This window comes from Pseudomonas sp. VEM90 (genome assembly GCF_054611535.1).
This window is the reverse complement of the sequence record NZ_JBTRAR010000001.1, coordinates 380,461-392,269: the sequence shown is the minus strand read 5'-3', so window position 1 is coordinate 392,269 and position 11,809 is coordinate 380,461. Positions and strand designations below refer to the sequence as shown.

Genomic DNA, 11,809 nt, shown 5'->3' with positions numbered 1-11,809 from the left:
TAAGGCTGCGCTTGCCGCCTGGGAACGCTGGCTCTCGGCAAAGGAGGGGGGCGATGCAAGTTCGAATTGACGGAAAGGTCGTCGAGCGCTCCAGCTACTTCATCCGCGACGATCAGCGCGGCCCGTTCGGCAGCGCAACACGCGAGGAGCCCGATCTGCTTGATGGGGAGCAGGTTGTGTGGGCGCTTGGCGACCCAATCCCAACAATCATCAAGGTGAGCAGCCATGAGTGAAAGCATGACCATTGACCAGGTGCGCGAAGAGCGCCGCATCCTGGTCGAGCAGATTCATGGCGCGATCAAGGCATTCAACGAGAAGACCGGGCTCAGCGTCGAGTACGTCAATCTCCAGTACACCGACCTCACCACCTTCGGCGAGGTCAGCCGGCAAATCCTGACCTCCGTCGAGGTCGAACTGAATATCTGAACAACCTGAACCACCGGGCACGCTGACCAGACACGCCGAAAGGCCCCTCTGGTCGCCACGCCTCCCCGGATCACTACGATCTAAGGAGGCACCGATGAGTTCGGGCGCTAAGGTCCAGCTGGCCTGGATCAAAGAAGTAACCCCCGGCGTGACCCCGGCCGGCGACTGGAACGTGCTGACGCGAATCAGCAACGGCCTGATGCCGACCTTCAACTCGGAAGAGAACAACGAAATCGGCTTCACCCGGATGTCGCAGGGCACGGCCCAGACCACTGTGGATGTGGGTGGCGATATCGAAACCAAGTGGCGCTTCGGCGCGTTGGACGAGTTCATGGCCTCCTGCTTCGGCAAGGCCTGGGCCAGCAACCAGCTCACCATGGGCGACGACCGCATCACCTTCTCGATCGCCTCCTACGCGACCGACATCGGTGTGTCGGCCATTGCTCGTGGCGTGCAAGTCGCAAACATGAACTTCGATTTCCCAGGCGACAACGAAGTCACGGTCACCATGACCATGGCGGCGCGCTCCTGGGACGACAAGGGCGACAACACGTCGTTCATCGTCAACGCCCAGCCCGAGTCCAGCCAGCGACGGTTCAGCTTCAAAGACATCAGCGGCCTGCGTATCAACGGGGTCCAGGTTGGCGAGGGTAACGCCTGCGTCGACAGCTTCAACCTGCAGTTCGACAACAACGTGCAGACCCAGCGTTGCATCGGCAACGGCAACCCGTACCCGGGCAACATCATTGCCACCACCTTCACCCCGTCCGGCGCGATCACCATCAGCTGGTCGAAGATGGCCTACGAGCTGTGGAAGGCCCAGAAGGGCAGCGACGCGATCAGCTTGGAATTCACCATCGGCAACGCCGACGGCGGATACAAGTTCCTGATACCTGAGATGGAAGTGACAGCCGATTGGCCTGATGGCGGCTCGACCGACATCATCCAGGTGGAACTGAACTACACCGCCCGCCGCGTGGCTCCGACCATCACCCGCCTGCCGGCGCCGATCGTTGTGGCTGCCGTGGATGTCACTCCGGCCACCCTGAGCGTTGCAGTGGCCGACACCGGCGACCTCGAAGTTGTGGTCACTCCGGCCGGTGCCAGCCAGCAGGTCACCTGGACCAGTTCCGCCCCGGCCATCGCCAGCGTGAGCGAGACCGGCCTTGTCACCGGCCTGGCCGTGGGCACCGCCACCATCACCGCGACCAGCGCTGCAGACGGCACCAAGACCGACACCTGCGCTGTCACCGTCACCGCTTAACCCTTTGCCCGGCGCGCCCTGCGGTGTGCGTCGGGCCTTTTACCGCAGAGGAATACCATGGGCATCACCATTGCAAAGAAGCCTGAGCTGGACATCAACGGCGAGCGTTGGGTGCACTTCAAGGTTGGCCCGGACGGCCTGGCCGTGAAATGCGACAAGGGGCCGGATACCGCCTCGATTCTGGTCGCATCCATCGCCAACCCGATCTACAAGTCTCACCAGGCCGTGATCCGCCGGCACCTCGCCGCGCTGAACCAGCAGGCCGGGGTGGGCACTGCCGGTTTCACCATCGACTCCATCCCCGACGTCGAACTCGAAACCGACGACGACCTGTTCATCGACCTGGCTGCCAAGCACCTGATCAAGGACTGGCAGGGCATCGACGTCGAAGAGCGCCCGGGCGAGCCCGCTAAGTACACCCCGCAGCTGTGCAAGGCCTTGATCGAGCAGCTGCCCAGCATCTACTTCCTGGCCTTGCGCACCGCCCTGGACATCGCCAAGCGCATCGAGGAGCAGGCCCAGGCCACTGCGGAAAAGCAGTAGCGGCATATCGCTGGGGTAGGGACTGGGCCGGGCCGGAAAACGAGAAAAAGCGCTGGAAGCATGAGCGCCTCGGGCTGAAGGCCCAAGAGCCGCCAGACATCGACGATGTGGTGGCCGAGATCCTTGAAGCCTACGGTCACATCGGTCGGTCCCGGCAGTACGTCGGCATGATGGGCGCGCCGGCCCCGATTGCACCGGTCGCGATTGCCGAATACCTCGATCGCTACCCCTCGGTGATATGCCGCGAAGAGTTCGATGCCGCCATCTTCGCCCTGGACGACGAGTTTCGCCGGCGTTGGGATGAGCAGCAGGAGAAAGCGCAGGCTGAATCCGAAGGAAATGGAAGGCCAAGGAAGCGCTGATGGGTGAGCACGTGTGTTAGATTCTGGCCATCTTTATGGAGGAAGCCATGAATCGAACGCTACTGATCGCCGCCCTTGTCTGCATGCCTTTTCCGGCCCTCGCCGCGAGCGGGGTCGAGACCTGCAAAAAAATATCGGCAATGGCCGGAAAGGCAATGGAGGCACGCCAAGATGGCGATCTTCTTGAGGACGCCATGGCATCCGTAGGCGACCAAAGCAAATTTTCTGACGCGATGGTACTGAAGGCCTACCAGGTTCGCGTTTTTGAGGATTCGAAGGAGCGGGCCACCGCAATATCTGAATTCCAGAACGCCGCCTACCGAGAGTGCTACGAAGCGTATAACTGAAGTATCGATTCACAGAATGCCCGCCTTGTGCGGGTTTTTTTATGCCCGGAGAATGACATGGCGCAAGAATCCCGCCTTGCGGTGACGATCGATTCCCGAGGCGCCAGGCGTAACGCCGATGACCTGACTGGATCACTTCAACAGATGGAGCGCGCCGGTGACGCGGCTGCAGCTTCGGCAGAAGGGGTTTCTGAGAGCCTCGACGATCAGCGCAAGGCTCTCACGCAGCTGCTTGGGCAGATCAATCCGACCACGGCCGCTCTTGGCCGGCTTGACGACATGCAGGAGAGGCTGGCCAAGTTCAAGAAGGCTGGCATCGTCGAAAGCGACACCTTCGTCGAGTACACGCAACGCATCAATACGATGCGGGATGCACTTGGCGAAACTTCGGAAGGAATGAACAAGGCCGGAATGTCGGCCAAGGCTTATCAGGCCGCGCTGCGTGGGGTTCCAGCCCAGTTCACCGACATTGCGGTCAGTCTGCAAGGCGGCCAGGCCCCGCTTACGGTTCTCCTCCAGCAGGGCGGCCAACTCAAGGATATGTTCGGCGGAATCGGCCCGGCTGCCCAAGCGCTAGGTGGTTACATCCTTGGTTTGGTCAACCCATTCACTGTGGCGGCCGCTGCGGCAGGTGCACTTGGGCTGGCGTATTACAAAGGATCTGAGCAATCTGACGCTTTGCGCGACAGCCTGATCCTGACCGGTAACTTCTCGAAGGCATCCGAGGCGCAGCTCATCAGTCTGGCCGATTCGGCTGATCAGGTAACCGGAACGTTCGGTCAGGCCGCAGGCGCACTGGCGCAGTTGACGGCCGCTGGCGCGAACACCACCGGCAACCTGAAGCTGATCACCACCACCGCTGTCGAGATGCAGCGCGTGACAGGAAAGGCTGTAGAGGACACAGTCGCCGAGTTCATCAAGCTCGGCAAAGACCCGGTCGCCGGCATCGTCGAGCTGGATGAGAAATACCGATTTCTGACGGCATCGGTTTACGCCCAGATCAAGGCCTTGTCGGATCAGGGTAATGCCGTGGCAGCCGCCGACCTGGCGGAGCGCACCTATGCCGAGGCAATGGGTCAGCGCACTTCTAAGATTCGCGAGAACCTCGGATCTATCGAGCGCGGATGGCTCAATATCAAAGATGCCACCAATGAGGTGCTGGATGCCTTTGCCAGCATTGGGCGCAAGAGTGTAGAGAGCGAAGACAAAGCCATCACCAGGCTGCAGCAGAAGATTGCCTACCTTCAGAGCACTCTCGGCACCGAGATAGAGGACAACGATGCCAAGGAGAGGATCGCAGATCTTCAGGCTGAGCTGAAGCAGCGTCAGGGAATTCAGCAGACCAACGCGAAAACCTTGGAAGAGGAAGAGAAGCGGCGCCGTATTCAGGAAGAGGGTCGTAAAGGCCTGCAGGACCTGGATACGACCTACAAAAGCTCGCTGACGCAGACTCAGCGGCTGAACAAGGAACTGACCGACCTCGACAAGGCTCGCGCAAAGGCTGTTGCTGCCGGGGTGTTCACCTCTGCCGAGGAGGCGAAGTACGCCCAGTCGCGCAAGAACATCGAGCAGGAAATCGCGGACATTAAAACCCGCGAGGCGAAGAAAAACGCGCCGAAGAACGTAAATCGCGGCGTTGCCGAGGCGGAAAACACCTTCGCTCGCCTGTATGGCCAGTACGACCCGGCTGCGCAGGCTGCTCGGGCGCTGACCAAGGAACAGGGCCAACTCGACCTGGCCCTGAGCAAGGGCAAGATCACCCAGGAGGAATACAGCAAGGCGCTGGCCCAGGCGTCGATCAACTACGCAGCAGCCATCAAGGGCGCCCAGGGCCTGACAGCCGTCGAGCAGTACCGCGCCCAGTTGCAGAAGCAGCTGGCCAACGAGCGTGACCAGTACGCGCTTGATGCAGCCAGCATCGGCATGGGCGACCTCCAGGCCTCGCGCATGCAGCAGCGCCTGAATCTGGAGATGCAGACCAACGACCGCCTGCTGCAACTGCAGACCGAACTGGCCAACGCCACGGACGAGAAGCAGCGCCAGGCTCTCCAAGGCCAGATCGACGCCATCAACGAGTTCCTGCCTCAGCAGCTTGCAGCGATGCAGGCCGGCTGGGCGCAGATGGACCAGGCCATGCTCAACCCTATCAACGGGTGGACGGCAGCGGTGCAGAACTTCGGCAACCAGGCGCGGGACATAGCCGGGCAGACGGAGTACATCTTCTCCAGCGCGTTCAACAACATCTCCACCGACATCACTGACGCGATCATGGATGGGCAGCTGTCATTCAGCACGTTGGGCGACATCGCTTCGAACGTGGTGCGCGACATCATCGCGGGCTTCGTGAAGATGGGCGTGCAGATGGCGCTGAATGCGGCGCTGAACGCAACCCTGGGGACGGCCGCGGCTGGTCAGAGCATGATCCTGGCGGGTACCACGGCCACGGCCTGGGCGCCGGCGGCGGCAATGGCATCCCTGGCAACTCTGGGCGCCAACTCCGTTCCTGCAGCGGCCGCGCTGACCTCGACCACGGCTCTGGCGTCCAGCCTGGCCGTGATCCCGGGCTTCGCCACCGGTGGGTACGTGTCCGGCGCCGGTACCGGAACCTCCGACAGCATCATGGCCCGCCTGAGCGACGGCGAGTTCGTGGTGAATGCCGCGGCCACCAAGCGTAACCGGGCTCTGCTGGAGGCTATCAACTCGAATGAGAGGGTATCGGTAGCTGGTGGCGGAGGTTCTGTAGTTTCAACGCAGGCCGGGTCGTCCGGGGCATCCAGCATTCAGCAGAATATCTACATTCAGAACCACACCACCGCCCAGGTGGAGCAGCGTCGTATGCCGAACGGAGATCTTGAGTTTGTTATCCGAGAGGCAACCGACCGGGCCGTTCAGGAAGTCGCCGGGCAGTTTGCAGCAGGCTACGGCGATGTTGTGGATGCTGGAGAGGGCGCCTATGGATGGAAGCGGCAGGGCGGGTAACGTGGGTGGCATATGGCCACGCTTGGTGCATAGAATGCCTTTCCACTCACGGAGGATGTTTCATGGAAAATGCAGTAAATCTGGCCGCTGAAGCGGCCAAGGTAAATGACAAGGTGGACAGGGATTGGCTGCTGCAGCACCTCGTTACTCATGCGAATCTAGCAAAGGACTTCCACCAGCCGATCACCCTTTGGATGGCCGGCGGCATGATCTCGGGGGTGCTGGTTTCAGGGAAAGAGTACTTTGATGCTTATACCGAGCAGTTCGTGTCCCGCTTCACTCCCGAGGCAGCAGAGGGGACACGTAAAACTCTTCGCAGTATTGGTAGCAGGTACTACGAAGAAGATGAATCCCCTGATGCCAACAACACCATCTTCATCCATCTGATCAATGCTCAGTTCTGGACTCCGAGTGGATCAATACCTTCGAGCAAGGGGGCAGGGATGGTTTGGCGTGGAAGGCTGAGCCAAGTAACAGGGTTCAGCCTTGGCCAGCTAGAAAAAGCAGAGTAAAGATTAGAAAGCCCCGAAGATCGGGGCTTTTTTATGGGCGCTGTGCAACTCATACCGCATTCTCTCGAAACCCAGCCTAAGAGCAGACCATGACTACCGAAACCGAAGAGGCCGAGAGCGGGCCGGGCGCGACTGTGCCCGACCCTGAGCCTGCTCAGCCCGACGAGAAAGAGCTTCTGCAGCAAAGGCGAATGGCCCGCATCGAGGAAGCGCTGGGCCTCAGCCCTCTCACATAAAAATCAGGAGTTACACATGGAACAGCAAGCAGTTGTAGCAACCAAATTCCCAGTTGGTCGGGCGAAGTCATTCCTCTTGGATCATGACTGGGTCGAAATAACCCGCGGTGAGCCGGTCGACTTGGCTGACTTCGATTTGGGCGTGTGCTTCCAGTGCGGGCTAGCAACCATCACCCGAGATGGCGAGATCTTGCCTGCCACGTCCGAGCTCGAAGTGGAAACGTCGCAGAACGGTTCTGATTGGGCGCCAGCGTTCAAGGGCTCGTGGACTCAGCAGTCTCTTGATACCAGCGAGCACGGGATTCAGGTAGAAAGCAAGGGCCTCGTGCACGTTCGTGCTCGCAAGTCGATTCAGGAAAGCCGTGACGTGCGAGATGACGCGTCCATCAAGGTTCGGCGCAAGGCGGGGCCAAGCGCCGAGATTTGTCAGCCCTCCTGACCTCCTGATTGTGCGCTCGACCGCTCGTCATTGATGCGCTCGATGTCCTTCAGGATGAGATCGATCGAAGATCCTAGGCGGCCTAGGGCTTGATGAAGGAATGCGTTGCACCGCTCATCCTTAGAATCAAGCTCCCCGTATTGGCCAAGTAGCGCTTTGAACTTGTTCAGTTCGTCTCTGGCGACGTTGTGTCGTCCGGTCATGTTTCTCTCCTTATTCACCTATGAAACCCCACTTCCCTTGCTGGGCCCTCACGCCCAGGAAGCGGAGGCGGTCGAGCATAGGTCAGATAGCCATCACATTGCTATCTAGGCCATGCCCTTGACGAGGAATGGCAATGATTCAATACCCGGCAGAATTGCCACTTCCTCTGCAGGAGGGGTATGGGCTGAGCACGGTTGATCCTATGCGGGCTACGCAGATGGTCACCGGCCGGTCGCGATACCGGATTCGACACCGCTACGTCCCGACCGAAGTGCGGTTCAACTTCAACTTCAGCCAGGCCGAGGCAGGCCTATTTGAGGCGTGGTATGCGCGGACCATCAACAACGGGATGGAGTGGTTCGAGATCCAGCTGCAGACGCCGGCCGGGTTCACGACCTACGAGGCCCACTTCAAGAGCATTCCTGCAGGACCCGACCTGACGCAGATAACCCGGTGGCGGTACTCGGCGGTAGTGCAGCTCAAAGAGCGGCCACTGATCCCGGATGGCTGGGAACAGTTCCCGCAGTACTGGCTGAACAAGAACGTCATCGACCTCGCCATGAACAAGGAGTGGCCTGAAGCATGAGCCTGATCGAAGAGTGCTATGCCTCCGGCCGAGGTGAGTTGGTCCTCACGGTTGAGGGCAGAGAGGAGGGAAGCCCAGCCACCCATCTCTACTGCTCGGGCTACGAGGATCGGGTCTGCACCACCGAAGACGGGCGTACGCTCAACTTCGTGGCAATGGCCATGGATGTGGCCCTTCCCAAGAACGACAACAGCGCTTTTCAGAACCTGGTGCTCGGCCTGGATAACGTCACTGGCGAGGTGCAGGAGGTCGTCGAGGCAGCCAAGACGGCGGGCAATAGGTTCATCACCACGGTCCGAATTTACCTAGCCGAAGACCTGTCGTTCCCGCAAGAGCGGTACCGCATGACGCTGCTCAGTCGCGAGTATGAGGACGATGTAGCCAAGCTCACCGCCGGCTTCTTCGACCTGCTTAACACCAATGGTCTGCGCACCATCCTGACCACCACCTTGGCACCTGGCCTGAAGTACCTCTAACCATGATCGAGAAATTCATGCGCGCCCCGTATCGCGAGGGTGCACGGGGGCCTATTGCCTTCGATTGCTGGGGGATGTGCATCGCCGTTCGCCACCAGGTGTTCGGCCTGCCGCTGCTGCCCAGCTTGGGCGCCGTGGGCAAGGACAAGCTCAGGGCCAATACCGCCGCATATCACGACCTGCGCCAAGGCATGGAGGAGTGCGCCCCTGAGCCTGGAGCCATTGCCGCCGCGTTCCGCGGCGCGCTGTGCCTGCATGTCGGCGTGGTCGTGGAAAGCGAAGGGCGCCTGAAGGTTCTGGACACAAACCCCGGCGGCGCTTGCCTCCGGACGACTGGCGAGTTCGAGGCCGCTCACCCGAAAGTGGTGTACTACCGATGATCGAGTTCTATCCGAACAAGCTGAGTGACACGGCGCCGCTCGGCACCTGGAAGACCGACCGCCGCATGTCCATCGAGGAGTGGTTGAAGTCGCTGGCGCCGTCCTATGAGCGCCGGGAAAGCCCGCCGATCAGCGTTGTGCTAAATGACGAGTTGATCGACCAGCACCTGTGGCACAAGGTGAAGTTCAAGCCTGCCGACCTTCTGCAGATCTACCGCGAGCCCAAGGGCACAGACCCGTTTTCCATCACCTTCGCGCTGTTCAAAGGCGCCAAGGCGGTGCTGAAGTCCATCATGCCCAAGATGCCCGGCATGCCATCCAGCGCCGGCACCCAGCAGGGTGACCCCCTGACCGAAGCCAGCGCCAAGGGCAACAAGGTCAAGCTTGGCGAGCCGGTGCGCCAGATCGCGGGCCACCAGCGGGTATATCCGTCATATCTGACCCAGCCCCGCCGGGCGCATGTCGCTCCGCGTGACCAGCGCGTTGAAATGCTGCTGTACATCGGCGAGGGCGAGTACGACGTACCGCTGGCCAAGGTCAAGGTCGGCGAAACCCCGCTGATCTCTCTGGGATCCGATGCAACGTTCACGATTTACCCGCCAGGCGCTGATCTGTCGGGCGACCCAGCCCACATCAACTGGTTCAACGTTCCTGAGGTAGGGGCAAGCTCCAGCGGCTCGGCCGGCCTTGAGCTGACCATGGCCACCGACCTCACCAGGTCGGCAGTGGCTTCGGCGTACCAGTTCGTTGACGATACGATCAGCGTGCCGTCCGGATCCGGCCAGTTCCCGGCCGACTGGTCGAACGGGATCATCATCCGCGTGCTTGCACCGTACACCTACACGGTGATCGACGGTGGCGCCGGGCGCGACATCATCCGTGGCCCGCTGGAAATGCTGAATCCCACGGCTGGGATGCTCATTGAGGTAGCCGGGGCGAACGCTGGCCTGTACGTGGTCAACAGCTACACGCCATACAGCCCTGGCGTGCCAGCCAACCCCGGCACCGCGTCGACGCTGACCGGTTCTGCTGCGCCCAGTAGGTACGACTTCGACGTCACGCCGCTGAGCTTCAGCCTAGTCCGCGGCGCGTCCACGTATCCGATCACGCTCAACACGGCAACGACCGACCTCGCCGGTCTGGTGTCTGCTCTGAATACCCTGCTCAGCGGTACGCCATTCCAGGCGCAGCAGAGCAGCGGTCTGTTGCGCTTCGTTGAACTTACCCCGTTTGCCGGCCAGGCCATCACAGCGACCGGTGCATCCACCATCCTCGGATCGTCTCCGGTTGGAGTGACCGGCACTGCAACGACCAGTGCCATTCCTGAGCAGCCAGCGGAAATGACGCTGGACTACGATGGCGGGGCGCCGGTTGTGGGGCTTGCGCTGGGCCAGGGCCTCGCAACCATAGGGCCCCGTGGTCTCCGGTACCGGATCACGGCCTTCAGCACAAGCCTGCTCGAGGTTGAGCGCCTGACCTCGTCCGGCTCGACTGACGCAGGCTGGCCTGGCTTCAACGCCATGCAGACGGTGAACGGTCTGATCACGCTTGACGCCTCGAACCTACAGGGTGGCTACCGTGGGCCATTCGCCTGCTGCCCGGACAACGAGAAGGTCACCGAGCTGGAATGGTCGGTAACCTACGCCAATGGCTTGTGCGGCATCGGTCGGGAAGGCCAGATCTACGAGATCCCGACCTATTACGTGTTCGAATACCGCGACATGGACGCGGCCGGCGCCTGGACGCAGATCCAGTACATGAACGTGGGGGGGTCGCTTGATGCCCAAGGCTTCACTGAGAGCATCACGCTGCCATACGCTATGCGAGCCGAGGCCCGTATTCGCAAGCAGTACGTGGACCGGCCCGGCCGTATCAACGATGAAGCGCGGGATGACGCCACCTGGACGGACCTGCGCGGGCGGATGCAGAACTCGCCCACCAGCTATCCAGGCCTCACTGTGATGACCTGCAACATCCGTGGCGGTGACCGGCTGTCTGCACAGTCGGAGAGCCAGGTCAGCGTTGAGGCGACTCGCATTCTCCCGCTGATGGAGGGTGGTACCGGACCAAGCCGCGACATCGTGCCTTGGTGCATCTACCAGCTGAAGCAGCGCGGTTACACGGACGATGACCTGGATCTGCCCGAGTGGCAGGCCTTCAACAACATCTGCGTTGCCCGCGGCGACACCTACGACGAAACGCTGGATTCGACGATCACCGTCAAGGACATGATCAACAACGCGCTGGCGTGCGGTTTCGGTGAGCTGGTGACCTTCCGGGGCCTGCTGCGCCCGGTTCGGGACGGTGCCAGGGCCGCGTTCGACGTGACCTACGGCCCGAAAACTCAGACCTACTCGCCGCAGAACATGACCAAGATGCTCAAGATCAGCGGCGCCATGCCGTCGATCAACGACTTCGACGGCGTGGATGTGGAGTACTTCTCGCGCACCACCTGGGCGTGGGAAACGGTCGAGTGCCGTTGGCCAGGGGACCTTGGCACCAAGGTCGAGAAGATAAAGATGCCGGGCATCAGCGATGAGACCCGGGCCTGGCGTATCGGCATGCGCCGGCGTGGCCACCAGAAGTTCCGGACCGACATCTATACCTGGGAAACCGAGATGGACGGCAGCAACAGCGGCTATCTGAGCTTCGCGGCCGTTGCTGATGACGCGCCCAAGCGGTGCCAGAGCGCGATTCTGCTTGCCTTCGAGGTGACCGGATCGGGAACGCTGCTGACCTCGTCTGAGCCGCTGGACTTCAGCGCCGGCGGCGAGCACCGGATCGGCGTGCGCAAGCTGGACGGCACGCTTTCAGGACCATGGACCGCCACTCAGATCGATACCTACACCATCCGCGTCGATGCGCTCGACTTCACCCCAGAAGTGGATGGCCCGCTTGAGCCGCCTCACATCCTGTTCGGACCGGCCTCGCGCTGGGCCTACCCGGTGCTGGTCACCAGTTCCGACCCAGCCAACGGCAATACGGCGATGAAGGGCATGCCCTACGACGCCCGGGTTTACACCTACGACGACCAATTCCCACCGGCATGACCGGA

At 61.3% G+C, this 11,809-nt stretch carries 15 protein-coding genes; 14 read left to right on the top strand and 1 reads right to left on the bottom strand.

Annotated elements, in window-relative coordinates; genetic code table 11:
* Nucleotides 1-53: 53 nt before the first annotated feature.
* The 10 genes from ACYCCG_RS01890 (at nt 54) to ACYCCG_RS01845 (ending at nt 7,108) form a co-directional block, all read left to right on the top strand.
* A complete protein-coding gene (locus ACYCCG_RS01890) occupies nt 54-233 on the top strand; it encodes a hypothetical protein (protein ID WP_459669251.1) in 180 nt (59 codons plus the stop codon).
* Nucleotides 226-426 carry a hypothetical protein gene (locus tag ACYCCG_RS01885; protein WP_459669250.1) on the top strand — a complete coding sequence of 67 codons (201 nt, stop codon included), beginning with the start codon at nt 226-228 and terminating at the stop codon, nt 424-426. The genes ACYCCG_RS01890 and ACYCCG_RS01885 overlap by 8 nt, the downstream gene beginning before the upstream one ends.
* A 94-nt stretch (nt 427-520) precedes the next feature.
* On the top strand, nt 521-1,690 hold the full coding sequence (locus ACYCCG_RS01880) for a phage tail tube protein (protein ID WP_459669249.1): 1,170 nt from the start codon (nt 521-523) through the stop codon (nt 1,688-1,690).
* A 57-nt stretch (nt 1,691-1,747) separates the two neighbouring features.
* Nucleotides 1,748-2,233, top strand: coding sequence for a hypothetical protein (locus tag ACYCCG_RS01875; protein ID WP_459669247.1), 486 nt, complete (start codon nt 1,748-1,750; stop codon nt 2,231-2,233).
* A 110-nt stretch (nt 2,234-2,343) separates the two neighbouring features.
* A complete protein-coding gene (locus tag ACYCCG_RS01870) occupies nt 2,344-2,595 on the top strand; it encodes a hypothetical protein (protein WP_459669245.1) in 252 nt (83 codons plus the stop codon).
* A 47-nt stretch (nt 2,596-2,642) separates the two neighbouring features.
* Complete coding sequence (locus tag ACYCCG_RS01865; RefSeq protein WP_459669244.1) at nt 2,643-2,942, top strand: hypothetical protein; 300 nt, start codon at nt 2,643-2,645, stop codon at nt 2,940-2,942.
* 57 nt (nt 2,943-2,999) lie between these two features.
* Nucleotides 3,000-5,921, top strand: coding sequence for a phage tail tape measure protein (locus ACYCCG_RS01860; protein WP_459669242.1), 2,922 nt, complete (start codon nt 3,000-3,002; stop codon nt 5,919-5,921).
* Between the two features lie 62 nt (nt 5,922-5,983).
* The gene (gvpU, locus tag ACYCCG_RS01855) at nt 5,984-6,433 is read left to right on the top strand and encodes a gas vesicle accessory protein GvpU (RefSeq protein ID WP_459669240.1); all 450 of its coding nucleotides are present in this window, start codon (nt 5,984-5,986) and stop codon (nt 6,431-6,433) included.
* 89 nt (nt 6,434-6,522) lie between these two features.
* The gene (locus ACYCCG_RS01850; protein WP_459669239.1) at nt 6,523-6,669 is read left to right on the top strand and encodes a hypothetical protein; all 147 of its coding nucleotides are present in this window, start codon (nt 6,523-6,525) and stop codon (nt 6,667-6,669) included.
* Between the two features lie 16 nt (nt 6,670-6,685).
* Nucleotides 6,686-7,108 carry a hypothetical protein gene (locus ACYCCG_RS01845; RefSeq protein WP_459669237.1) on the top strand — a complete coding sequence of 141 codons (423 nt, stop codon included), beginning with the start codon at nt 6,686-6,688 and terminating at the stop codon, nt 7,106-7,108.
* Here the strand turns inward: ACYCCG_RS01845 and ACYCCG_RS01840 are convergent.
* Nucleotides 7,096-7,311, bottom strand: coding sequence for a hypothetical protein (locus ACYCCG_RS01840; protein WP_459669235.1), 216 nt, complete (start codon nt 7,309-7,311; stop codon nt 7,096-7,098). The two genes, ACYCCG_RS01845 and ACYCCG_RS01840, sit on opposite strands and share 13 nt — an antisense overlap.
* Before the next feature lie 134 nt (nt 7,312-7,445).
* Between ACYCCG_RS01840 and ACYCCG_RS01835 the strand changes: the two genes are divergently transcribed.
* Genes ACYCCG_RS01835 through ACYCCG_RS01820 form a run of 4 tightly spaced genes read left to right on the top strand, consistent with a single transcriptional unit; the run spans nt 7,446 to nt 11,804 of the window.
* The gene (locus ACYCCG_RS01835) at nt 7,446-7,898 is read left to right on the top strand and encodes a transposase (protein ID WP_459669233.1); all 453 of its coding nucleotides are present in this window, start codon (nt 7,446-7,448) and stop codon (nt 7,896-7,898) included.
* Nucleotides 7,895-8,374: a DUF1833 family protein gene (locus tag ACYCCG_RS01830; RefSeq protein WP_459669232.1), complete on the top strand. Its 480-nt coding sequence runs from the start codon at nt 7,895-7,897 to the stop codon at nt 8,372-8,374. The genes ACYCCG_RS01835 and ACYCCG_RS01830 overlap by 4 nt, the downstream gene beginning before the upstream one ends.
* Nucleotides 8,375-8,376: 2 nt before the next feature.
* A complete protein-coding gene (locus tag ACYCCG_RS01825) occupies nt 8,377-8,754 on the top strand; it encodes a hypothetical protein (RefSeq protein ID WP_459669231.1) in 378 nt (125 codons plus the stop codon).
* A complete protein-coding gene (locus ACYCCG_RS01820; protein WP_459669230.1) occupies nt 8,751-11,804 on the top strand; it encodes a host specificity factor TipJ family phage tail protein in 3,054 nt (1,017 codons plus the stop codon). The genes ACYCCG_RS01825 and ACYCCG_RS01820 overlap by 4 nt, the downstream gene beginning before the upstream one ends.
* Nucleotides 11,805-11,809 lie beyond the last annotated feature (5 nt).

Bases quoted from the DNA above. Each gene is read 5' to 3' on its own strand.
- ACYCCG_RS01890 (WP_459669251.1), top strand. From the start codon at position 54: ATGCAAGTTCGAATTGACGGAAAGGTCGTCGAGCGCTCCAGCTACTTC.
- ACYCCG_RS01885 (WP_459669250.1), top strand. From the start codon at position 226: ATGAGTGAAAGCATGACCATTGACCAGGTGCGCGAAGAGCGCCGCATC.
- ACYCCG_RS01880 (WP_459669249.1), top strand. From the start codon at position 521: ATGAGTTCGGGCGCTAAGGTCCAGCTGGCCTGGATCAAAGAAGTAACC.
- ACYCCG_RS01875 (WP_459669247.1), top strand. From the start codon at position 1,748: ATGGGCATCACCATTGCAAAGAAGCCTGAGCTGGACATCAACGGCGAG.
- ACYCCG_RS01865 (WP_459669244.1), top strand. From the start codon at position 2,643: ATGAATCGAACGCTACTGATCGCCGCCCTTGTCTGCATGCCTTTTCCG.
- ACYCCG_RS01860 (WP_459669242.1), top strand. From the start codon at position 3,000: ATGGCGCAAGAATCCCGCCTTGCGGTGACGATCGATTCCCGAGGCGCC.
- gvpU (WP_459669240.1), top strand. From the start codon at position 5,984: ATGGAAAATGCAGTAAATCTGGCCGCTGAAGCGGCCAAGGTAAATGAC.
- ACYCCG_RS01850 (WP_459669239.1), top strand. From the start codon at position 6,523: ATGACTACCGAAACCGAAGAGGCCGAGAGCGGGCCGGGCGCGACTGTG.
- ACYCCG_RS01845 (WP_459669237.1), top strand. From the start codon at position 6,686: ATGGAACAGCAAGCAGTTGTAGCAACCAAATTCCCAGTTGGTCGGGCG.
- ACYCCG_RS01840 (WP_459669235.1), bottom strand. From the start codon at position 7,311: ATGACCGGACGACACAACGTCGCCAGAGACGAACTGAACAAGTTCAAA.
- ACYCCG_RS01835 (WP_459669233.1), top strand. From the start codon at position 7,446: ATGATTCAATACCCGGCAGAATTGCCACTTCCTCTGCAGGAGGGGTAT.
- ACYCCG_RS01830 (WP_459669232.1), top strand. From the start codon at position 7,895: ATGAGCCTGATCGAAGAGTGCTATGCCTCCGGCCGAGGTGAGTTGGTC.
- ACYCCG_RS01825 (WP_459669231.1), top strand. From the start codon at position 8,377: ATGATCGAGAAATTCATGCGCGCCCCGTATCGCGAGGGTGCACGGGGG.
- ACYCCG_RS01820 (WP_459669230.1), top strand. From the start codon at position 8,751: ATGATCGAGTTCTATCCGAACAAGCTGAGTGACACGGCGCCGCTCGGC.